General features: G+C 47.8%; 15 protein-coding genes. 8 read left to right on the top strand and 7 right to left on the bottom strand.

Annotated features, from left to right (window positions below; all coding sequences use genetic code 11):
- Window positions 1-211: 211 nt before the first annotated feature.
- The 4 genes from galE (at window position 212) to galM (ending at window position 4652) form a co-directional block, all read left to right on the top strand.
- Window positions 212-1222, top strand: coding sequence for a UDP-glucose 4-epimerase GalE (galE, locus tag L3Q72_RS11500; RefSeq protein WP_275130091.1), 1011 nt, complete (start codon window positions 212-214; stop codon window positions 1220-1222).
- Window positions 1223-1285: 63 nt separating this feature from the next.
- Window positions 1286-2341, top strand: coding sequence for a UDP-glucose--hexose-1-phosphate uridylyltransferase (locus L3Q72_RS11495; protein WP_275130090.1), 1056 nt, complete (start codon window positions 1286-1288; stop codon window positions 2339-2341).
- Window positions 2342-2416: 75 nt separating this feature from the next.
- Entirely contained in the window at window positions 2417-3577 is a 1161-nt protein-coding gene (gene galK / locus L3Q72_RS11490) for a galactokinase (RefSeq protein WP_275130089.1), read from the top strand.
- A 19-nt stretch (window positions 3578-3596) separates the two neighbouring features.
- Entirely contained in the window at window positions 3597-4652 is a 1056-nt protein-coding gene (galM, locus tag L3Q72_RS11485; protein ID WP_275130088.1) for a galactose-1-epimerase, read from the top strand.
- 173 nt (window positions 4653-4825) lie between these two features.
- On the opposite strand, the gene L3Q72_RS11480 is transcribed toward galM, so the two are convergent.
- Window positions 4826-5236, bottom strand: a complete 411-nt coding sequence (locus L3Q72_RS11480; protein WP_275130087.1) for a C-GCAxxG-C-C family (seleno)protein — start codon at window positions 5234-5236, stop codon at window positions 4826-4828.
- Window positions 5237-5566: 330 nt separating this feature from the next.
- Here L3Q72_RS11480 and L3Q72_RS11475 point away from each other — a divergent pair, with 330 nt between their 5' ends.
- Complete coding sequence (locus L3Q72_RS11475; RefSeq protein ID WP_275130086.1) at window positions 5567-5812, top strand: DUF465 domain-containing protein; 246 nt, start codon at window positions 5567-5569, stop codon at window positions 5810-5812.
- Between the two features lie 46 nt (window positions 5813-5858).
- Here L3Q72_RS11475 and L3Q72_RS11470 read toward each other — a convergent pair whose 3' ends face one another.
- From L3Q72_RS11470 to L3Q72_RS11445, 6 genes are all read right to left on the bottom strand, one after another.
- The gene (locus tag L3Q72_RS11470; protein WP_275130085.1) at window positions 5859-6857 is read right to left on the bottom strand and encodes a substrate-binding domain-containing protein; all 999 of its coding nucleotides are present in this window, start codon (window positions 6855-6857) and stop codon (window positions 5859-5861) included.
- Between the two features lie 254 nt (window positions 6858-7111).
- A complete protein-coding gene (locus tag L3Q72_RS11465; RefSeq protein ID WP_275130084.1) occupies window positions 7112-8242 on the bottom strand; it encodes a glycerate kinase in 1131 nt (376 codons plus the stop codon).
- A gap of 89 nt (window positions 8243-8331) precedes the next feature.
- Window positions 8332-9684, bottom strand: a complete 1353-nt coding sequence (locus L3Q72_RS11460) for a GntP family permease (protein ID WP_275130083.1) — start codon at window positions 9682-9684, stop codon at window positions 8332-8334.
- A gap of 179 nt (window positions 9685-9863) precedes the next feature.
- Window positions 9864-11006, bottom strand: a complete 1143-nt coding sequence (locus tag L3Q72_RS11455; protein WP_275130082.1) for a sugar diacid recognition domain-containing protein — start codon at window positions 11004-11006, stop codon at window positions 9864-9866.
- 157 nt (window positions 11007-11163) lie between these two features.
- On the bottom strand, window positions 11164-12195 hold the full coding sequence (dapD, locus tag L3Q72_RS11450; protein WP_275130081.1) for a 2,3,4,5-tetrahydropyridine-2,6-dicarboxylate N-succinyltransferase: 1032 nt from the start codon (window positions 12193-12195) through the stop codon (window positions 11164-11166).
- Between the two features lie 372 nt (window positions 12196-12567).
- Complete coding sequence (locus tag L3Q72_RS11445; protein WP_275130080.1) at window positions 12568-12867, bottom strand: YebG family protein; 300 nt, start codon at window positions 12865-12867, stop codon at window positions 12568-12570.
- A gap of 339 nt (window positions 12868-13206) precedes the next feature.
- Here L3Q72_RS11445 and recC point away from each other — a divergent pair, with 339 nt between their 5' ends.
- The 3 genes from recC (at window position 13207) to recD (ending at window position 22560) form a co-directional block, all read left to right on the top strand.
- On the top strand, window positions 13207-16659 hold the full coding sequence (gene recC, locus L3Q72_RS11440) for an exodeoxyribonuclease V subunit gamma (RefSeq protein WP_275130079.1): 3453 nt from the start codon (window positions 13207-13209) through the stop codon (window positions 16657-16659).
- Between the two features lie 254 nt (window positions 16660-16913).
- A complete protein-coding gene (recB, locus tag L3Q72_RS11435) occupies window positions 16914-20519 on the top strand; it encodes an exodeoxyribonuclease V subunit beta (RefSeq protein ID WP_275130078.1) in 3606 nt (1201 codons plus the stop codon).
- Complete coding sequence (recD, locus tag L3Q72_RS11430) at window positions 20512-22560, top strand: exodeoxyribonuclease V subunit alpha (protein WP_275130077.1); 2049 nt, start codon at window positions 20512-20514, stop codon at window positions 22558-22560. Before recB ends, recD begins: the two co-directional genes overlap by 8 nt.
- Window positions 22561-22612: the final 52 nt, after the last annotated feature.

The following is a 22612-nucleotide window of genomic DNA, read 5'->3' as shown; positions in this document are numbered from 1 at the left end:
TTGCGCCATATCTGACTTCCACCCCTTTTCCTACATAAGCTTGCAATAATTTCCGATTAGTGTGAAAATTCGTGGAAACGTTTACACTATTTTGAGTTTGATCACAGCAAGATTGTTTTTTACGATTTAAACTTCTTACAACTTCTATAAACAGACACAGGTTTGTAGATTCAATTTATCAGCGTCAGAAAAACGCTAAAGAGAGGCAGATGTGAAAGTTTTAGTTACTGGTGGTATGGGCTATATCGGTAGCCACACATGTGTGCAGATGCTTGAAGCGGGCATTGAACCAATCATCATCGACAACCTTTGCAATAGTAAAACCGAGGTGCTTGACCGTATTGAAGCACTGACCAACACCCGTCCGGCCTTCTATGAAGGGGATATCCGTGATGAAGCTATGCTGGATAAAATCTTCAGCGAGCATGAAATTAGCTCAGTTATTCACTTTGCAGGTCTGAAAGCAGTAGGTGAATCGGTAGCTAAACCTCTTGAATATTATGACAACAATGTAAACGGTTCACTGGTTCTGGCGCGCTCAATGCGCAAAGCCGGCGTGAAGAGCATTGTATTCAGCTCATCTGCAACCGTTTATGGCGATCCGGAAACTGTGCCAATCACTGAAGATTCACCGGTAGGCGCAACAACGAACCCGTATGGCCGCAGCAAGTACATGGTTGAATGTGTGCTTTCTGATTTCTACGACTCGCAGCAGGACTGGAGCATTACGCTTCTGCGTTACTTCAATCCGGTAGGTGCGCACCCGTCAGGCACTATGGGTGAAGATCCACAGGGCATTCCAAACAACCTGATGCCGTTTATTGCTCAGGTCGCGGTTGGCCGTCGTGAAAAACTGTCTGTGTTCGGAGACGACTACCCAACGCCGGATGGCACAGGTGTTCGTGACTACATCCACGTAATGGACCTGGCTGACGGCCACATTGCTGCGCTGAATGCAGTGGGTAAAAAGTCTGGCCTGCATATCTACAACCTGGGTACAGGTAACGGTTCAAGTGTTCTGGAAATGGTTGATGCCTTTGGCAAAGCCTGTGGCAAGCCGGTTCCTTACGAACTTTGTCCTCGCCGTCCGGGTGATATTGCTGAGTGCTGGGCAAGCACAGCCAAAGCAGAAAAAGACCTTGGCTGGAAAGCGAGCCGTACTGTAATGGAAATGACCGCCGATACCTGGAACTGGCAGTCTAAAAACCCGCAGGGTTACTAATAATCTTGTTCTTCAGGCGCTCAGAGTGAGTGCCTGAGTTTGAAAAATTTTTTGAGAGCGTTTATGTCTGATATCAAATTTGATCCTGTTGATCACCCGCACCGTCGTTATAACCCGTTAACAGGGCAGTGGATTCTTGTTTCTCCCCACCGCGCTAAGCGTCCGTGGAGTGGTCAGGATGAAAAGCCTTCAACGGAAGAGCTGCCAGCGTACGACGAAAACTGTTTCCTGTGTGCCGGTAACACCCGTATCTCTGGTGACAAAAACCCGGATTACGAAGGAACTTATGTATTCAGCAATGACTTTGCTGCGCTGATGACAGATTCTCCGGATGCGCCTGAGTCAGACAATCCGCTTTTCAAAACTCAGGGTGTTCGCGGGCTTAGCCGTGTTATCTGTTTCTCTCCGGATCACAGCAAAACACTTCCTGAACTACCGGTAGACAAAATCCGTGGTGTTATTGATACCTGGGATGAGCAGATTGAAGAGTTGGGTAAAGAGTACCTTTGGGTTCAGGCCTTTGAGAACAAGGGTGAAACCATGGGCTGTTCTCAGCCTCACCCGCACGGTCAAATCTGGGCAAACAGCTTCCTGCCTAATGAGATTGAGCGCAAAGAGAAGAACCTGAAAGAGTACTACGAAAAGTACGGTACAAACCTTCTGGTTGATTACGTTCAGGCGGAAATGAAAGATGGCGAGCGTACGGTTGTTGAAACTGAACACTGGATTGCTGTTGTTCCTTACTGGGCTGCGTGGCCGTTTGAAACCATGCTGCTGCCTAAAACACATATTCGCCGTATGAGTGAACTGACTGACGAGCAGCGTGATGATCTTGCTGTTGCTATGAAAAAGCTGACCAGCCGCTATGACAACCTGTTCCAGTGCTCTTTCCCTTACTCAATGGGCTGGCACTATGCGCCGTTCTTTGAAGAGGGCACTGATATTGATCACTGGCAGCTACACGCGCTTTTCTATCCGCCGCTACTTCGCAGTGCCACTGTACGTAAGTTTATGGTGGGCTACGAAATGCTTGCTGAATCACAGCGCGACCTGACAGCAGAGCAGGCTGCACAGAAACTACGCGATTTGAGTGACGTTCACTACAAAGAGCAGGAATAATTTATTTTGATTTGCCGGTAGGTTCACATGCCGGTGGTGTGTGAACCAATCTGAAAATACTAAGAGACTAGAATTATGACAACTTTATCCAATAGCGTTCAGCAGTCATTTAGCACGGTTTTAGGCTACGACGCGACTCATATCATCCAGGCACCAGGCCGGGTAAACCTTATCGGTGAACACACAGACTACAATGACGGTTTTGTTCTGCCTTGTGCGATTAACTACCAGACAGTAGTTGCTGCTGCAAAGCGCGATGACAATATCGTTCGCCTTGTTTCTGTTGACTATGACAATGCAACCGACGAGTTTGATCTGACGAAAGAGATTGAATTCCAGCAAGACAAGATGTGGGCTAACTACATCCGTGGTGTGGTTAAGTGCCTTCAGGGCCGTGGCTACAAGTTTGGCGGTGCAGATATTTCTGTTAGCGGCAACGTTCCTCAGGGTGCAGGTCTTAGCTCTTCAGCTGCGCTTGAAGTGGTTATTGGCCAGACTTTCAAAGAGCTTTACGCTCTGGATATCAGCCAGGCAGAAATCGCCCTGAACGGTCAGCAGGCAGAAAACGAATTCGTTGGCTGTAACTGCGGCATCATGGATCAGCTAATCTCTGCTGAAGGTAAAGAGAACCATGCTCTTCTTATCGACTGTCGTTCGCTGGAAACCAAAGCGGTTTCAATGCCGGAAGATATGTCCGTTGTGATTATCAACTCGAACAAGAAGCGTGGTCTGGTTGACAGTGAATACAACACTCGCCGTGAGCAGTGTGAAGAAGCTGCGCGCATCTTTGGCGTGAAAGCGCTGCGTGATGTGACGGTTGAGCAGTTTATTGAGCGTGAAGATGAGCTGGATGCTGTGGTAGCAAAACGTGCGCGTCACGTAATCACAGAAAACATGCGTACTGAAGCGGCAGCTGAAGCGCTGGCAATCGGCGATATGAAGCGTATGGGTGAGCTGATGGCTGAATCACACGTCTCTATGCGTGACGATTTCGAAATCACAGTAAAAGAGATAGACACTATTGTGGACATCGTAAAAGCTGTGATTGGCGATGAAGGCGGCGTTCGTATGACTGGCGGCGGCTTTGGTGGTTGCGTCGTGTCACTGGTTCCGCCAGCAATGGTTGACGATGTTATTAAAGCAGTTGAAGATAAGTACCAAGCTGCTACCGGCCTGAAAGAAACCATTTATGTTTGTCAGGCTAAAGACGGTGCAGGTCTAGAGGAAGAACTATAAACAATAAAAGGTTGTCGTCATGGTTGACACATTAGAAAAGACAATGACGGAGGAGGCGGCCCAAGATGGCCGCCCTGCTCGTCTTATAAGGTTAGAAAATCGCTCCGGTATGTCAGTTGCATTTATGGATATCGGAGCAACCTGGCTTAGCTGTAAGCTTCCGGTGGAAGAAAATGGCAGAGAAGTTTTGCTTGGTGTGTCATCTATGGCGGACTTTAATAAGCAAGCGGCTTATATGGGCGTATCGGTTGGCCGGTATGCAAACCGTATCGCCAAAGGGCAGTTTGAAATAGATGGTCAGTATTATCAGGTGGAAACTAACCAGGCTGGAAATACACTGCATGGCGGACCTGAAGGCCTGGATAAACGCCGCTGGGAAATTGTTAAGCAAGCTGAGAACTCGGTAACTTTTGAAATCGTTTCTGCAGATGGTGATCAGGGCTTTCCGGGAGAGCTGAAGGTTTCAGCTACCTATACCCTGACTGATGAAAATCAGGTGGAGATTCACTATCAGGCTGAAACAGATAAAACTACGCCGGTTAACCTGACTAACCATGCGTATTTCAACCTGCTTGGTGCTGAGTCTGGTGAAGAGTGTAAGGGCCATATCCTGGAAGTGGATGCAATGCAGTATCTTCCGACCAATGAAGTGGGTATTCCTCTGGGTGAGCTTGAAGCGGTATTTAACACCAGCTTTGACTTCCGCCAGCCAAAAGAGGTAGCTGCAGATTTTCTTACCGATGAGCAACAGGAAGCGGCAAAAGGCTACGATCACTCCTTTATGCTGAACCCGGACAGAGACACGCAAGAGTATGCCGCCAAAGTGGCGCTTAAAGACGGCTCAGTCTCTTTGAAGGTCTTTACTGACAAGCCAGCAATGCAGCTGTACACAGGTAACTGGTTGGCAGGAACACCAAACCGTTCTGGGGGCGAGTACTCTGACTATGCCGGTCTTGCTTTAGAAACTCAGTTCTTACCGGACTCTCCAAACCACCCGGAATGGCAGCAGGAAAGCTGTTTCCTGAAGCCGGGAGAAAAGTACAGTTATACCACCCGGTATCAGTTTGAGTTTTAGGGCCAACATTGCCCCGGCCCTCAATTGTGTCATCCCGGAAATTGCATAGCAATTATCCGGGATCTACTTTCTGCGCGTTGTAGCGATAAATAATTCGTCAACCATTCAGCGCGCAATAATTAGGTATCTGCCCTGGCAGAGATGACCGACTTTACCCGCAGGAACAGTCTCTTTCATACACTCTGCGGCAACATTTCCACTTCACGAATCTCTCTTTCAAACACATAATCCGGATCAGCATGGTCAATTTTATCCAGATGACAGGTGGTTAACTGAGCTGCGGTTTTAACCAGTTCCCTGCACTGACACTCATCCTGTTTAATATCGCTGCAAAGTGCTGAGCCTGTGGCATCAACAAAGCCACATTTTACCTGCTCGGAATGCTCGCCTTCACCAAGAATGATCTGAGCGGCGTAAAGTGCACCGCATACACCGCCTTTTGCACGGCCGCCGCCAGCCACCTGAGCGGATAATATGGTCATGTCAGACATTCCGGATTCAGGCTGAAACGCCTTTAACACTGCCTGTGCACAGTTAAAACCTTCCTTGCCGTGAAAAAGGTCTGCTGCTTGTTTTGCTTTCATTGTAATTGAACCTAATCAGGTGGATTTTCAATAAGTGAATTCTAAGAAAAAAAACATGATAAAAGTAGTCAAACTAAACTAAATGCTCTTCTATGCTCAAGTGTCTGAAAATAGTGTGAGCTATACAGCTTTTAACCAAAAAATCTCCGTATATTTCCAAGTATCAAAACGAGGTCTGCTTTTTCGCGCTGGCGATGAACTACATTAATTAGGAGATTATCCGTGTTTTATCCGAACAGGATGAAAACAGTTTTAGCCAACTGAAAGTTTGCGTTGTAGTGAGAGGTAGCGATATATCTTTTAGGTTTTACCAAAATGGAGATTTGAAAAATGATAGAGCACCATAGCCTGGACAAAGATTTTCCAGAATTAGCCGAAACAGTGCGAAATTGTGTAATCAACGACGATGAGTTTCGTACTGTGAACGATGAATACAATCGTCTCGATAACGAGCTTTTTGAGCTCGAGCAAAATGGCGTACCCACCAGTGATGAGTCCTTTACCAATCTGAAAATGAAACGCGCTGAGATGAAAGACTGGCTTTATCAGCGACTAGTACAGTCCCGTTCGAAATAGAGGTAGAGGGTAGGAGCTGACAAATAGTTCCAGCTCCTAAAATCTGTTAACACTTTTCTACAGAGTTACGTCTGACAATCGTCGGAGAAAAGCGGTTTGCTTCTTTTTCTGTTTCAACTGACTGAGCCAGTTGCAGGGACAGCTTAGCCGCTTTTTCTGCCATCAGCTGAATTGGGTAGCGGATGGTTGTCAGTTTCGGATGAACGTATTTTGCGATTAAGCCATCATCGAATCCGACGATCGACATTTCCTGTGGAACATTAATTCCGTTCTCTTCCAGTACTGAAACCGCACCGGCTGCCATATAGTCGTTATAAGCAACGATGGCTGTAAAAGGGATCGATTTAGTCAGCAGGTTCGTTGCTGCAACCTCACCACCTTCACTGTTTGGTTCACCGTACTCAATATAACTTTTCGGAGCTTCAAGGCCGTTATCTTTCATCGCTGAAAGGTAACCCTCGATACGCTCCTCGACGTCTTCGATCGCATGAGAAGAGGAGATATGGGCAATCTTCTTATGGCCGTGACGGATAAGGAATTCCGTTGCCAGATAGGAGCCTTTGCGGTTATCCAGCGAAATACAGCGATCCGCCAACTCAGGAATATGGCGGTTAATGATAACCATCCCTTTCACTTCCTTTGCATACTCTATCAGGGTTTGATCAGGAAGGCTCTTGGAGTGAATAACCAGAGATTCACAACGGCTGTTGATCAGAAGCTCTATGGCCTCTTCTTCAAGCTTAGGGTCGTGGTAACCATTACAGATAAGGATATGTTTGCCGTGGGCCTGAACGACATTATCCACCGCTTTTACCATAGTACCGAAAAAGGGGTCGGATACATCTGAAACCAGAACACCAACGGTATTGGTGCTCTGGCTGACCAGTGCCCGTGCATTGGCATTTGGTCTGTAACCCAGCTTTCTCATCGCTTTCTTTACCGACTCGATGGAAGCGGCGCTGGCTTTAGGGGACTTATTGATAACACGGGATACAGTAGCTACTGATACACCGGCTTCTTTAGCTACATCTTTAATTGTTGCCATGTTTTATTATTCTCAAAATTTCTTACTACTTAGGGTATTAAACAATGAGTGTAAAAATATAGCAATGTAGTAGATCTCATAAATTTGAATGCATGTATAACACCTTGTTATCTATATGTTATTTTTTGTGTAAACGTTAATAAAAATTGCAGGAAAAGTACTGGTCTTGAGGCTAAATAAATACAAGCCTTACCCCAAAGTGGAGAAGGCTTGTACGCAGGTAGGAAGAAAAGCTGAGATTTATAAGGCAGTTATCAGGATTTTCTCCAAATACGGGCCACATTTTCTGCCAGATTAGCCAGATTGGTTTCAGACTCATCAAAGGCCGTCTGTAAGTCCATGGCTCTTGGTGTTGCAGCGAAAACGGCCTGAATACCGATATCGTAAACTGCCTGGTAATTGTCGCCGACGCAGCCTGCCAGAGCGATAACCGGTACTGAATGCTTGCCTGCTTCTCGTGCAACACCCATAGGCGTTTTGCCGTGAGCGGTTTGCCAGTCAATACGACCTTCACCGGTAATAACAAGATCGCTTCCTGCAATTTGAGCACCCAGCTCAACGGTATCAACCACAATATCGATGCCTGCCTTGAGGTTGGCAGATGTAAAACCAATCAGGGCCGCACCCATTCCACCGGCAGCACCAGCACCGGCAACAGTAAGTATGTCTTTATCAAGAATGCTCTTAACCTGTTTTCCGAAGTGGTTTAATCCATTGTCCAGTAACACGATATCTTCTTCACTGGCTCCCTTCTGAGGACCAAATGTAGCAGAGGCACCATGTTCACCACAAAGCGGGTTATCTACATCACAGGCAACCAGAATTTCAGTCTGGCTCAGACGGTTATCAAGCTGTGATATATCGATATTTTCAATCTGACTGAGTCCGGCACCATCAGGTGATACACACTGCCCTTGCGCATCAGTAAACCGTACGCCAAGTGCACTCAGCATACCGATGCCACCGTCGTTAGTGGCACTGCCACCCAGGCCAATAATGAGCTTTTCCGCACCGCTATCAAGCGCATGCTCAATCAGCTCACCAGTACCATAGCTGGTGGTTACTTTAGGGTCGCGTTTTTGCGCAGGAACATGATGCAGACCACTGGCGGCAGCCATTTCAATAACCGCAGTTTTCTTATCTCCAAGCATGCCGTAAAAAGCGTCTACCTGATTACCTAAAGGCCCGGTAACACTCAGTTCAATAAGGTGACCACCGGTTGCGTCAATCAGTGACTGAACAGTACCTTCGCCACCGTCGGCAACCGGTACATGAATAAATTCGGCATCTTTCCAGACTCGTCTCAGGCCGGTTTCAATGGCCTGACACACTTCTTTCGCTGTCAGACTCTCTTTAAAGGAGTCGGGGGCTATAACAACTTTCATAGATTTGTCTCGTTTGTTTGAAGGAACCCCCTGGCCGGGGAGGGTGGCCAGGGAGCAGGATAGCTGATCAGAAATCAGCTAAGACGATATTAAAGAAGAACAAGGCTTAGGATATAAACCAGAGTCATTGCGGTGACACCCTGAACCAGAGTTGCCATGGTTTGTGCGCGGTAAGCAAGACCAACTGTCATACGGCTGAACTGAGACACTACCCAGAAGAAGCTATCGTTCGCGTGCGATACTGTCATCGCACCAGCACCGATAGCCATTACTGTTAGTACTCGGCCCATTTCAGTATCCAGACCTAACTGGGCCAGCATTGGAGCTACAAGTGCAGAGGTGGTTACCAGAGCAACGGTTGATGAACCCTGCGCAGACTTAAGTGCAGCAGCAACAATAAATGGCATAAAGATACCAACACCCAGAGCAGATAGTGTTGCACCAAGGTATTCACCCAGAGGCGTTGCTTTCAGTACCGCGCCGAATGCACCACCGGCACCTGTGATAAGTAGGATAGGTGCAGCAGAGGTGATACCCTGGCTGATACGTTCGCTGAACTCAGCAACTTTATTTTCTGTTTTAAGCAGACGGATTGAAAGGAACAGGCCGATAATCAGTGCAGTCAGAGGCTTACCGAAGAATACCAGAATATCGAACAGCATGCCTTTGCCAAGAGGGGCGCTTGGGAAGTTTGCAATTGAGCCTAAGCAGATTAGCAGGATTGGCACAAAGATTGGTGCGAATGCCTGACTTGCAGTTGGCAGCTCACCGTAGCCTTCCTTCAGTTTTTTCCAATCCTGATGCAGCTCTTCGCCTTCTTCTACATTGTCAGGGTCGATATTTTTAAAGCGGTTCGCCCATAGCATACCGGCAATAGCAGCGGTTGCAGCAACGAAGATACCGATACCGATAACAAGACCAAGGTTAGACTCAAGGCCAAGGTTACCAGCTGCGGCAATCGGTCCTGGTGTTGGTGGAACAAAGGTGTGTGTCGCATACAGACCGGTAGCCAGTGCTACGCTCATCGCAACGCTTGAGGTGTTAAGGCGTTTTGCCAGTGACTCTTTTAAAGAGTTGAGGATAACGTAGCCGGAGTCACAGAAAACAGGAACAGATACGATGTAGCCGATGATGCTCATAGTCAGCGTCGGGAATCGGTCACCGAGCACTTTAATCACACTGTCAGCCATGGTGATCGCAGCACCACTTTTCTCAAGGATAATACCAATGATAGTACCCAGTACGATTACCAGACCGATATAGCCAAGAATACCACCAAAGCCGCCTGCTATAGTTTTCGCTATAGTTGCGGAAGGCAGGCCATAGGCAAAAGCAGACAGGTATGCAGCAATGATTAGCGCAAGGAATGGGTGTAGCTTAAATTTGGCAGTAGCGAGTACGATAAACGCTATCACACCTAATAAGATCAGGATAAGACTCATGTTTCACTCCATATTAGTGAGGACTATTTTTAATAATTTTTTTATTTTTGCCTGAAGGATATTAACTACCGGATTCAGACTTCATAATTATTATCTTGTGTCCGAGAGAGAATTCCCTCGGGCGAATTGACAAAATTTTCAATAAGAATTCATATCGAATTTGTGCGTTTGCACAAAAGTTAGGAGTTTTTGCTGATCTGGATCGCGATATAGAGTTCTGCCAGTCCGGCGAAGTGATGAGGTGATATTTTTGTGATCTCTTCGATTTTATCTAAGCGGTATCGCAGTGTGTTTCTGTGAATAAACAGTGAGTTAGCGCAGTCTTTGAGGTTGCCGTTATGCTCAAAGAGTGCTTTGAGCGTTTTTATCAGTTGTCCGGATTTATCTTTCTTTATCAGCGTTAGAATTGGTGTACATATTTGTTCACCTTGCCAGGTGCTGTTTAAAGGCGCCAGAAGAACTGGAAGCTGGTGGTTTTCAAAAAGGTGCTTATTGTTTTTCGGATTTAACTTTTTACCAAACTCGATAGTCTGTTTTGCACTCTCATAAGAGAGGTGCATTTTTGCTGGTTCTGAGAAGTATTTACCCAGCCCCACATGTACGTTGTAGATGCCGTTTTGATGAAGCCGATCAATCAGGCTGTCAATTCGTTTACTTTCTGCTTTCTGAAAGTCTTCGTTTTCTCCATCCTGGTATGGTTTTAGTACGACGACTTCATTCATTGAAAGTACGGCCACCAGATTATTCCTCTTCGGATATTCAAGCAGTTCAACCACCTGACGAATCTTTTGCTGGTTGATGGTCCGGTTCTGCGATGAAAACTCAATAACAGTGGCTATGCGGGGTTTTGACAGGTCGATTTCCAGGCGGGAGGCCCAGTTGTTTAACTCCTGAAAGTTCAGTTTGGCTTTGATCCAGGCGGTAATAAACTCTTCTTTATGTCTCCTGTCCCACTGCAACTGTTCAATGAGTGCAGCCTGCTCGACGATCATTTCAGCGGTCATTTTGACCAGATTGGCATAGCCGCGAATCATTTCCGGATCACCGGTAATACCGACAATGCCAATAACATCACCGCGATTTTTCAGCAGAAGGTTGATTCCGGGCTTTGCCCCTTTAAGGGTCTGGCAGGTGTCTTCAGAAAGCTCAATGGTGTCCCCGTGCTTGATAGCGAGCAGTGCGCCATCGTGTACCTGACCGATTCGGTGAGTATCGCCACTGCCAATAATGATACCGGCATGATTCATTACGTTGATATTGTTGCCGATAATCGCCATTGTTCTGTCGACGATCTGCTGGGCTAACTGGTGTTCCAATATCATATAAAACTCACTGGGCTTGCTCTGAAGCCGAAATAGTAAGAAAAAATACTGTTTATTGACAGGAAAGGAGAGAGTTTTTGAGAATCCATACAATACAAAAAGAGCCAGCAGAGTGAACTGTTGGCTCTTTGTATCAATTAGTTTGGCAGCTTTTTGCTTAGTTGTTGCTGTGCAGTTCGCTGTTTAGCTCAACCGCTGATTTGTTAGTCAGGCATTCAATCTGACCGGTAACAGAGTTACGACGGAACAGAAGGTCTGGTTTGCCAGCAAGGTCACGAGCTTTAACCACTTCAACCTGCTTACCGGTAGAATCCAGCATAGCCACTTTAGAACCCGCAGTAACGTACAGACCTGATTCAACAGTACAACGGTCGCCCAGCGGGAAGCCAAGACCTGCGTTTGCACCCAGAAGGCTGTTCTCGCCGATAGATACGACAACAGTACCGCCACCAGACAGCGTACCCATGATAGATGCACCACCACCGATATCTGAACCGTTACCAACAACTACACCAGCAGAGATACGGCCTTCAACCATGCTTACGCCGGTTGTACCTGCATTGAAGTTGATAAAGCCTTCGTGCATAACTGTTGTGCCTTCACCAACGTGAGCACCAAGACGTACACGAGAAGTATCAGCGATACGAACGCCTGCAGGTACCACGTAGTCCACCATTTTAGGGAACTTGTCTACGCAATCTACAGTTAGTGCGCGGCCGGCAAGGCGAGCTTCGATTTGACGGTCTGCCAGTTCAGGAAGGTCGATTGGGCCTTCGTTTGTCCATGCGATGTTGTGCAGAAGACCAAAGATGCCGTCAAGCACTGTGCCGTGTGGCTGAACCAGACGGTTAGAGATAAGTTGTAGCTTCAGGAAGCCTTCAGCAATGGATTGTGGCTTCTCATCAGTTGCAAGGATAACCAGAACCAGTGGCTGCTCAGAGTTAGCTGCTTTTTCAGCAAAAGAAGCGTTTGCCACATCTGCGTTCGCTGCGAACGCTGTCGCAAGTTCTGCTGCTGTTGCTGCAGATACTTCGATTGCCTGGTTTCCACCTTCGTAACCTGCAACGTTTGCAACTGCTTCAACCAGCGCGTCAGATGGGTTAAGAACTGGAGCAGGGAAGAATGCTTCGATGATTTTGCCGTCACGGTTTTTAGTTGCGCTACCGAATGCAAGAGAGAAGTTAGCCATGATTTACATATCTCCGGGTTGTTATTCGTTTGAGGTATCAGGGAAGTCCCTGTTGTCTGTTGCTAAGCATCATAATGAGAGTTATTCGCAGATAAAAGGGGAAAAACGGATAAAGTCTGCTAAATGATATGGGTTGTCTTTTTGGCGATATGTTTCGGTGAAAAGAAAATGGGGTGGGTTGCAGGTTGCAGGTTGCGGGGTATTGTGGGTTATGGGGTTATGGGGTTATGGGGGGAGTAGTGGCGGTATGATATTTCAGGGTCTACTTGCCAGGGAAGGCAAGTTGAAGCTACATGGATGTATTTATGCGTCCCTGAAATATTATGCCGTCACTGCTCCAGACACCAGAGTTAACGCGTGCACACTCTGCGGTTAGGCTGCGTCTTCTTCTTTTGGCTCGTCTTCTACTGCTTCAACCTTTTTAGGTTTCTTTGGGGCGGGTTTGCGTTTTGCGCCCAGAGCGTACAGGACTTCTTCTTTGTTTTGCGCAAGGAATAGTGACAGCTCTTCCTGCTTGCCTTCATCTTCAATAAGCTCGCTCTTACCAATCAGTTCAAACAGCTCATCTGCCATATCCAACATCTTGTCATAAGCGTCAGCTTCAGCTTTAGAGGTAAAAGTCATCTTTTCTTCTCCATTGCGTTCCACCACGTACTTGACGATTACAGCCATGGTTATTCCTCGAAAATTGTGTTTATTAGTTACTGGTTGTTTATACAGGTTTTGGTGGGGGTTGTCTAGATCATCCTTTGGGTTGCAGGTTGCGGGGGATTTTGGGTTATGGGGGGGGGAGGGCTATGGGGCTGCAGGAGGTGGGGTATCAGTGAGCTGGTATCGATAAGCAGACCGTCCTCGCCAGGGATGGCGAGATCGAGCTACATGGATGTATTTATGCGTGTCTGTGTTCGATACCTGCTTACTGATACAGGTTCGAAAGCTGGATTAATCTGAGTATTAATATAGAGTTATGTTATTCTGGAAATCAAAATTGCCAACTTCTGAAGGTGCGCCTTGTTTACCGTTTATCACTCAAATCAGATAGATATTCTTAAATCACTTCTGGTGGAACTGATTCGTTCTAATCCTCTTAGTAACCCGTTCGACAAAGAACTTATTCTGGTGCAGAGTCCCGGAATGTCGCAATGGCTGAAGATTGAGCTGGCGAAGGAGTTGGGTGTTGCGGCGAATATTGATTTTCCGCTTCCGGCTACTTTTATCTGGGATATGTTTGTCCAGGTTCTGGATGATGTGCCAAAGCGAAGTGCATTTAACAAAGAGTCCATGGCGTGGAAGCTGATGCAGCTTATTCCGCAGCATCTGGAACAAGAGGCTTTTGCTCCGCTTAAGCAGTATCTTCAGGATGACGACGATGGTTCCAAGCTTTATCAGCTGTCGGAAAAAATTGCCGATATCTTTGACGGTTATCTGGTGTACCGCCCTGAGTGGATTGCAACCTGGGAGCAGGGAGAGGCAGTTCCTGAACTTGGAGATGAGCAGCCATGGCAGCCGGTTTTATGGCAGGCACTTTACGATCACACTGTTGCGCTGGGTCAGCCGCAGTATCACAGAGCCAATCTTTACGAGCATTTTATAGACAGCCTGACCAGCTATACTCACACCTTTGAAGGGCTGCCGGAACGACTTTTTGTCTTCGGTATTTCAGCTCTGCCGCCAAGATATACCGATGCACTGAAAGCCCTGGGTGAGCATATGGATGTCCACCTGATGTTTACTAACCCAAGCCGTTATTACTGGGGTGATGTCAGGGATCGCAAGTATCTGGCAAGGCTGGCAAACCGGCACAGACAACACCTTGAGCTGCAAAAGGATCATCATGTTCCGAAAGGTGAAACTACTCAGCTAAAAGGCTCTGTGGAAGATAATGTCAGAGATGAGCTGCATGCAGATGTGGTTGGAAACAGCCTGTTGGCCTCCATGGGTAAACTGGGCAGGGATAATCTTTATCTGCTGTCGCAACTGGAATCCAATGAAATCGAAGCCTTTGTGGATATCAACAGAGACTCACTGCTGCATCAGATTCAGGCCGATATTCTTGAGCTTGAAGAGCGGCAGGATGATCAGAATCTTGATTCCAGCAAACATAAAAACGTTATCAGCAAAAACGATCACTCACTGGTGCTGCATGGGTGCCATAGCCCCATGCGCGAGGTGGAAGTGCTGCATGACAACCTGCTGGCAATGTTTGACCGGGAACCTGAGCTAAAGCCAAGAGACATCATAGTCATGGTGGCGGATATCAATGCCTACAGCCCGGCTATTCAGGCGGTGTTTGGTAATGCGCCGGGTGAGCGCTATATTCCCTATTCTATTTCTGACCGCACGTCTGCAGAAGAGAGCCCGTTACTCTCAGCATTTATCAATATTCTGATGTTGCCTGAAAGCCGCTGTACTTCCTCTGAGCTACTGGAACTTCTGGAAATCCCGGAAGTTCTGAAAAACTATGCTCTGGATGAAACAGACTTTGAGCGCGCCAGACTCTGGGTGGAAGAGTCTGGTATTCGCTGGGGGCTGGATAACAAAACCGCCTCAGACTTCGGACTGCCGGATGCTGAGCAGAATCACTGGCTGTTCGGCATTGAAAGAATGCTGCTTGGCTATGCTATGAGCCCGGAAAGCGGACTGTTTGAAGCCGGGTCCGGTCCGGTAGCGCCATATAACGAAGTGCAGGGGCTGGATGCTGATCTGGCCGGAAAGCTGGCTCACTATATTTCCACCATTAAGCATTACCGTGAGTCCCTTGACCGTACTCAGAGCTTTTCTGACTGGCAGTTTAATATTCTGAATCTTCTTGAAGACTTCTTTGAAGTAGATCTGGACGGTGAGGTTTCTCTGAAAACCATCAGAGACATTCTGCAAAGGCTGGGTGAACAGCTGGAAGAGGCCCGTTTTGGGCAGGAGATTTCACCTCCGGTCATCTGCCAGTATTTTAAAGACAAACTTTCCGGCAGCAGAGTAAGCCAGCGTTTCTTAGCCGGGCAGGTAAACTTCTGTACTCTTATGCCGATGCGCTCCATTCCTTTTAAGGTGGTTTGCCTGCTTGGAATGAACGATGGCGTTTATCCGCGCTCTATGCCTAAAGACGGATTTGACCTGATGAACGAAAGAGCAATACCCGGTGACCGTTCAAGACGCGATGATGACAGATACCTGTTCCTTGAAGCTTTGTTGTCCGCGCAAGAGAGTCTCTATATCAGTTATGTTGGTCGTTCTATTCAGGATAACAGTGAGCGGGTTCCTTCCATTCTGGTCTCGGAACTTATTGATTATTGTGCTGAGAACTTTTGTTTTGAGGGTGATGAAAGCCTGCCTGCAGATGACTCTGCAGCAAGTGTAAAAAGCTGGCTTGAGCATTTTCATCCAATGGTGCCCTTTAGTGAGTCAGCCTTTAGCGCAGAGATGCCAAGTTATGCCAGCGAATGGCTGCCTGTGGTGAATGAAAAAGGCCAGTCGCGTAAACCCTTTATTCAGCCTCTGGAAGATATCTGGCAGGAAGCGGATACTCAGATGGAGCTGCCGCTGACAGAGCTGCACCGCTTCTGGAGACTGCCGGTTCAGTACTTTTTTAACCGTCGCCTGAAGGTAAATTTTGCCTATGCCGCCGAGCAGCAGGAAGATGAAGAGCCGTTTGTTTTAAATGGACTGGAAAGTTATAAGCTGCGCGATTCATTGCTGGAAACATTGCTTGAGGCAAGATCCTCCGGCGAGAGTGAAGAGTCTGAAACTGAGCGTTTTATCCGGCATCAGAAAGCCGTCGGTGTGCTTCCCGTGGGCGCTTTTGGTGATATTGAGTTTGAAGCCGGCAAGGAAAAGGCCGCAGCACTGCTGCAAGAGCTTAGCTTTATTACCCAAAGCCCGGCGGAAGATATTGAGGTGGATATTCAGATAACACCGGCAGGCAGGGAGAAAAGCTGTCAGCTGACCGGCTGGTTATCCGGTCAGTACCAGGCGGGAATGGTTCGTTACCGCAGCGGCAAAATCCGCTCTCAGGACTGGCTGTCAGCCTGGATTGATCACCTTTGTATGTCGGTAAGTGCTCAGTCAAAGGTAACTCATTTAATCGGCCTGGATCCTGCCAAAGGTATTCAGCATCAAGTGCTGCTTCCGGTTGACTCTGTGTCAGCGGGTGTCTATTTACAGCACCTGGTTGAGCTTTACTTTGAGGGTATGAATCAGCCGTTAGCTTATTTTCCTAAAACAGTTCTGGCGGGAGCGGAAGCCTTGATGAGCGGAAAGGGTGATGAGATTAGCAAAATGGAAAAAGCCTTTAACGATGGCTATAACTTCAGCGGTGAAGGCCGGGACAGCTATATTGCTCGGGTCTGGCCTGAGTGGAATGAAGCCTTATCCGTACAGCTTTTGCAACATGCACAAAGTGTATTACTAAACGCCTTAGCGCACAGTAAAGATATTGAAGAGTATATGGGAAGCACAGAAGAGAAGTAGGGTGGCTGCCTGCTTTAAAATAGTTGTGTGTAGGGTTTTTCGCAGGTCAGCCACAAGGGTCAGAGGGACCACAAATTCTGTGGAAGCGATACTAGCGATTGGGAGAATGACATTCCGTGAGTCAGATCCCGAAACCTCTTCTCATATATTCACATATTGTAATTAATTAAAATTTATTAGCGGTGGATCACATATGCTGTTTGATCAGGCTCACACTATTCATCGCAGAAGAAAATAAGGTACAAGGCAGAGAAATGGCACAAACGCTCGACACCATGACTTTTCCATTACATGGAGCAAGACTGATAGAAGCCTCGGCAGGTACAGGTAAAACCTTTACCATCGCCGGTCTTTATCTGCGCCTTTTACTTGGGCACGGCACCGAAGAGAGCAGACATCAGAAACCGCTGACCGTGGATCAGATTCTGGTGGTGACTTTTACTGAAGCGGCAACAGCTGAGCTGAGGGACAGGATCAGAAGCCGGATTCATGATGCCAGAATCGCCTTTATGCGCGGTGTCAGCAGTGATCCGGTTATTAAGCCTCTGCTTGAGGATATCGAAGATCATCCCTGGGCGGCCAGAACTCTGCTGGATGCCGAGCGTCAGATGGATGAGGCTTCGGTTTACACCATCCACGGATTCTGCCAGCGAATGCTGACTCAGAATGCCTTTGAGTCGGGCAGTCGCTTTAATAACGAATTTGTTACCGATGAATCTAAATTAAAGTCACTGGTGGTCTCCGATTACTGGCGTAAAAACTTCTACTCGCTTTCCCATATGCTGGCGGCGCAGATAAGAGATTACTGGTCTTCACCCAAGACACTGCTAAAAGAAATTTCAGGCTACCTGACCGGGAACCCTCTGCAACTGACTGTTACGCCAATGAGCGGAAGTCTGGAAAATCTGCATCAGGCTAACCTTGACCGGATTGATAAACTAAAGCGTGAGTGGCAGGAGTGCCAGGATGATATCGCCGGAATTATCAGTGCTTCTGATGTCAGTAAGCGTTCATTTACTAAAAAGAACCTGCCAGCCTGGATTGCCCTGATATCGGAGTGGGCAGCCAGTGAAACCGTCAATTATAACTACCCGGAACAGCTGGAAAAGTTCTCAGCAGATTTTCTTCGGGAGAAAACAGCGGAAGGTAAAAAGCTGCCTGAGCATGAAGTTTTTCACTCAATCAATCAGTTTATTTCTGAAAAGCCCAGCCTGAAAGAGCCGGTACTTGCTCATGCCATACAGAACTGTCGCGAGATGCTGGAGCAGGCAAAACAGCAAAAACGCTGGCTCTCTTTTGATGACCTGCTGACTCAGCTGTCCAGTGCCATTGATCTTGATGAAGAAGGCATGCTGGCGGGGCGGATATGCGAGCTGTATCCGGTGGCAATGATTGATGAGTTTCAGGATACCGACCCGATGCAGTACAGCATTTTCGGCCGGGTTTATCTGAATAATCCGGAAACAGGGCTGTTTATGATCGGTGACCCTAAACAGGCTATCTATGGTTTCCGGGGCGCGGATATCTTCACCTATATCAAGGCAAGAAACGAAGTAAGTGATCACTACACACTGGGAACAAACTGGCGCTCCAGTGCCTGTATGGTTGCCGCTGTTAATGAGATATTTAAGTTCTCTGACTCTCCGTTTTTATACGACAGCGATATTCCTTTTCTTCCGGTTACCCATAGCCCGGATGCGGGTAAACGCCACTGGGTCCTTAACCGGAAAAAACAATCAGCACTTACTTTCTGGATTGAAGATAGCGAGGATCCGGTTTCCAAAGGCGATTATCTGGACAGTATGTCTCAGGCAACCGCCAACCAGATTCATGCCATGTTGGAGATGTCGAAGCAGGGCTTAGCCCAGTATGTGGACGGCAAAAACAGAAAGCATCATATTCAGGCGGGCGATATTGCCGTTCTGGTAAGAACGGGCTCAGAAGGCGCCATGATAAAACAGGCCCTGTCTAAAAAGGGTGTCGCCAGTGTTTATCTTTCTAACCGTGACAGTGTCTATGCCAGCCCGGCTGCGACCGATATCAGAAGAATCCTTACCGCGGTGTTAAACCCTGAAGATGAATCAGCGCTCAGGGCAGTACTGGCATCGGATCTCTTCTTTATGGACAGCCGTGAGCTGGATAAGCTGAATCAGGATGAAAACCTGCTGGAAGATATTATCGGCGAGTTTTCAGAATACCGGAAACTCTGGCTGATGCGCGGTGTAATGCCGATGCTGCGCTCTGTTATGAGCAAGCGGCATATTGCCGAAAACCTGCTGACCGAAGAGGCAGGAGAAAGGCTTCTGACTGACTATCTGCACCTTGCCGAACTCTTGCAGCAGGCAAGTCTTGAAACAGACAGCCACCATGGCTTGTTAAGATGGTTCTCCGAGCAGATTGAAGAGGCGCATTCAGGAGAGAAAGGGGTGGGTGATGAAGAGATTCAGAGACTGGAGTCTGAAAAGAATCTGGTCCAGATCGTCACTATCCACAAATCCAAAGGGCTTGAGTATGAGTTTGTTTTCCTGCCCTTTGCCAGCACTTACCGTGAAGCGGGAACGGCAAGGTATTTTGATGAAGAAAAGCATCAGACCATACTGGATATCACCAAATCAAAACCGGCTCTGGCACTGGCGGATAAAGAGCGCCTGGCTGAAGATCTGAGGCTTTTGTATGTTGCTCTGACACGTGCGGTTTATGGCTGCTTTGTGGGTATTGCTCCTGTCCGTAAGGGAATGAAAAGAAGCAATCCGTCCGGTGCTCATCTTGGGGCTATCGGCCATCTTATCCAGAACGGTGAGGAAGCAGAGGCGGCTAAGCTGGCGACAGAACTGGCCCGAAAGACGGGCGGTTTAAGGGATGTTCTGAATATCGCCGATCTTCCGGCTCCCTATGACAGTGATACTCAGATGTCACTTTTTGCCGATGAAGCGCTGGAGCGAAAAGAGCTTAGCGCAAACAGGCTGACCCGGGAGATAGACCGGAGCTGGTGGATCACCAGTTATTCCGGCCTGGTAAAACAGGGCCACAGCACCCAGGATAGCGGGCTTGAAATCGCAGGCCTGGATGTGGACTCTCTGGATGATATGCCGGAAACGGAACCGGAGGAGCCGGCCAGGTCCATCTTTACCTTCCCTAAGGGTGCCAGACCCGGCACATTTTTACATACGCTTTTTGAAGAAGTGGACTTTACCCTTCCGGCCGGTTCTGAAAAAAACCGTGAGATTATCGAAAAGCTGCTGGAAAAAGAGCAGTATGATGCCGACTGGCAGGAGGTGCTTGAAGAGCTGGTGGACACGGTTCTTTCTACTCCGCTGGATGGCAAGGATCTTTGTCTCAATCAGAAGGACGAAAAAAGCCGGCTGGTGGAGATGGAGTTTATGCTGCCCATTACGGCGCTCTCTTCCCCGCAGCTTAATCAGATTGCGCAGCAGTATGACGCCTTATCCGAAAAAGCCGGTGATCTGGGATTCCATACCGCCAGCGGCATGCTGAAAGGCTTTATCGATTTGGTGTTTGAGCATCAGGGCAGATATTACGTGCTTGACTGGAAATCCAACTATTTAGGTGATGATGTCACCGATTATCATAAAGAGGCTCTTAATCAGGCGATGATTGATCACAGATACGATCTCCAGTACCAGATTTATGCACTTGCGCTGCACCGTTTCCTGAAAAGCCGTATTGCAGACTACTCCTATGAACAGCATTTTGGCGGAGTCTATTACCTGTTTTTACGTGGCATTGATAAGCGAAGCAGCCCTGAATCGGGAAGTGGGATATTCTCAGCCAGACCGGAAAAGGCGATGCTGGAAGCACTGGACTCTCTGATTGACGGACAGGAGGTGGCACATGCTTAATCTTCTGCAATCTCTTGCTCAGAGAGGAGCAATTCGCCAGCTTGATTATCAGTTTGCCAGGTTTATTGCATCCCATGAAAGCGACAATCCGCAAGCTATCGGCTTTATTGCAGGTGTGCTGAGTGCCGAGCTTTCAAAGGGGCATATCTGCATGACTCCGCTGGAGTTTAACTTTGTGGCTGCCCTTGGTTTGTATGGGGAAAGTGCAAGGCAGCTTTCGCAACAGGTAGGTGGCTGTAACTGGGCTGAATTACTGGAAGAATCTTCAGTTGTGGGCGGTGAGGGTGACTCTCTGCCTCTGATATTCGACGGAAAACGCCTTTACCTGCAGCGCTACTGGCACTACGAAATGAAGGTGGCAGAAAAGCTGCAACAACTTAGTGAGCCACTGGAACTAAAAAACGAAGAGGTCACTGCTCTGCGCAGCACTCTGGATAATCTGTTTAAACGCCAGTATCACTACCTTTTTTATGCGCTTCAGGAGAAGCAGACCACTCAGATAGAACGTCAGCAATTGGTTTGTGATTATCTGGATGTTGTATTACCTGAGCAGATCGACTGGTCAGCGGTAGATTCTGTTCTGATTCAGGCAACGGATAGCGAACAGCTTGCCGGACTGGATAAACTCGTCCCACTTCATGTCTGTATGAGCTGGCAGAAAGTGGCAGCAGCTGTTGCGCTCAATCAGCGTCTGGCGGTGATTTCAGGTGGTCCGGGAACCGGTAAGACAACCACGGTTGCTAAGCTGTTGGCAGTGATCGCGGATCATAGCCGTAGTGGCGGAAAAACCATGAATATCAAGCTGGTAGCACCAACGGGTAAAGCGGCTGCAAGGCTGACGGAATCGCTGGGTAACGCATTAAGAGAGCTGCCGGTTAGTGATGAAGTGAAAGCGCTGATTCCCACCGAGGCCGGAACCATTCACCGTTTATTGGGTGCGGTTCCTAACCGGGCTGAATTCAGGCATAACCAGGCTAACCCTCTTCATCTGGATCTGCTGGTGGTGGATGAGGCCTCCATGGTGGATTTGCCAATGATGTACAAGCTGCTTGATGCCTTGCCACAACATGCCCGCCTGGTCCTGCTTGGTGATAAAGACCAGCTCTCTTCGGTTGAGGCCGGGGCTGTGCTTGGCGATATCTGCTCTATGGGGCAGTCCGGGTACAGTCAGCAGCAGGGGCATAAGTTATCCCTGTTAACCGGCTTTGCTCAGTTCAGAACCGGTATGTCTGCCGGTGTGGTTTCAGATTCGCTTTGTATGTTGCAAAAGAGCTACCGCTTTGATGCCCGCTCGGGGATTGGTCAACTGGCGAAGGCAGTAAACCGGGGGGCAAGCTCTGGACTAAGCGGTATCTGCAATAGATTTAAAGATATTGACTATCTGCCTCTGGATGAAAGCAGCTACAAGCAGATGTTAAAGATAAGCTGTGATAATTACACTTCATACCTGAAGCTGGTGAGCGACAATTCAGATGATGAGCAGACCGATATAAAAGCCAAAAGTGCACTGAAGCAGTTTAGCCGTTTCCGGGTGCTTTGCGCGGTAAGGGAAGGGGACTTTGGTGTTGCCGGTTTAAATCAGCGTATAGAGAAAGAGTTAGCCCGAAAAGGTCTTATTTATCCGGGAGAAGATGTCTGGTATCCGGGCAGACCCGTTATGATCACCAGAAATGATTATTCCACCGGACTTTATAATGGTGATATTGGTATCTGCCTGTTAAGTAAGGAAAACTCCGAGCTGAAAATGAAAGTGTATTTTGAGCTGCCTGATGGTGAAATTAAGGCTGTGCTTCCAAGCCGGGTTCCGGATCATGAAACGGCTTATGCAATGACAATACACAAATCTCAGGGCAGTGAGTTTGAAAATCCGTTGATTTTGCTGCCGGGTGAATACCTGCCGGTACTGACCAGAGAGCTGATTTATACCGGTATAACCAGAGCGAAAAAAACGCTGACTTTGGTTGGAGACAGTTCCGTACTGGTAAAAAGCGTCAATACCAGAACAGAGAGAATGAGTGGTTTAATGGATAAGCTGAACTAAAAAACAGAGGCTTAGCATAAGCTAAGCCTCTGTTTTCAGGTCTGGATTATTA

This window comes from Vibrio sp. JC009 (assembly GCF_029016485.1).
GTDB lineage: Bacteria > Pseudomonadota > Gammaproteobacteria > Enterobacterales > Vibrionaceae > Vibrio.
This window is presented reverse-complemented; position numbering and strand designations above follow the sequence as displayed.

What these genes read in the sequence shown, in the direction of transcription:
- L3Q72_RS11495 (WP_275130090.1), top strand. Translation starts at nt 1,286, where the DNA reads ATGTCTGATATCAAATTTGATCCTGTTGATCACCCGCACCGTCGTTAT.
- galK (WP_275130089.1), top strand. Translation starts at nt 2,417, where the DNA reads ATGACAACTTTATCCAATAGCGTTCAGCAGTCATTTAGCACGGTTTTA.
- galM (WP_275130088.1), top strand. Translation starts at nt 3,597, where the DNA reads ATGGTTGACACATTAGAAAAGACAATGACGGAGGAGGCGGCCCAAGAT.
- L3Q72_RS11480 (WP_275130087.1), bottom strand. Translation starts at nt 5,236, where the DNA reads ATGAAAGCAAAACAAGCAGCAGACCTTTTTCACGGCAAGGAAGGTTTT.
- L3Q72_RS11475 (WP_275130086.1), top strand. Translation starts at nt 5,567, where the DNA reads ATGATAGAGCACCATAGCCTGGACAAAGATTTTCCAGAATTAGCCGAA.
- L3Q72_RS11470 (WP_275130085.1), bottom strand. Translation starts at nt 6,857, where the DNA reads ATGGCAACAATTAAAGATGTAGCTAAAGAAGCCGGTGTATCAGTAGCT.
- L3Q72_RS11465 (WP_275130084.1), bottom strand. Translation starts at nt 8,242, where the DNA reads ATGAAAGTTGTTATAGCCCCCGACTCCTTTAAAGAGAGTCTGACAGCG.
- L3Q72_RS11460 (WP_275130083.1), bottom strand. Translation starts at nt 9,684, where the DNA reads ATGAGTCTTATCCTGATCTTATTAGGTGTGATAGCGTTTATCGTACTC.
- L3Q72_RS11455 (WP_275130082.1), bottom strand. Translation starts at nt 11,006, where the DNA reads ATGATATTGGAACACCAGTTAGCCCAGCAGATCGTCGACAGAACAATG.
- dapD (WP_275130081.1), bottom strand. Translation starts at nt 12,195, where the DNA reads ATGGCTAACTTCTCTCTTGCATTCGGTAGCGCAACTAAAAACCGTGAC.
- L3Q72_RS11445 (WP_275130080.1), bottom strand. Translation starts at nt 12,867, where the DNA reads ATGGCTGTAATCGTCAAGTACGTGGTGGAACGCAATGGAGAAGAAAAG.
- recB (WP_275130078.1), top strand. Translation starts at nt 16,914, where the DNA reads ATGGCACAAACGCTCGACACCATGACTTTTCCATTACATGGAGCAAGA.
- recD (WP_275130077.1), top strand. Translation starts at nt 20,512, where the DNA reads ATGCTTAATCTTCTGCAATCTCTTGCTCAGAGAGGAGCAATTCGCCAG.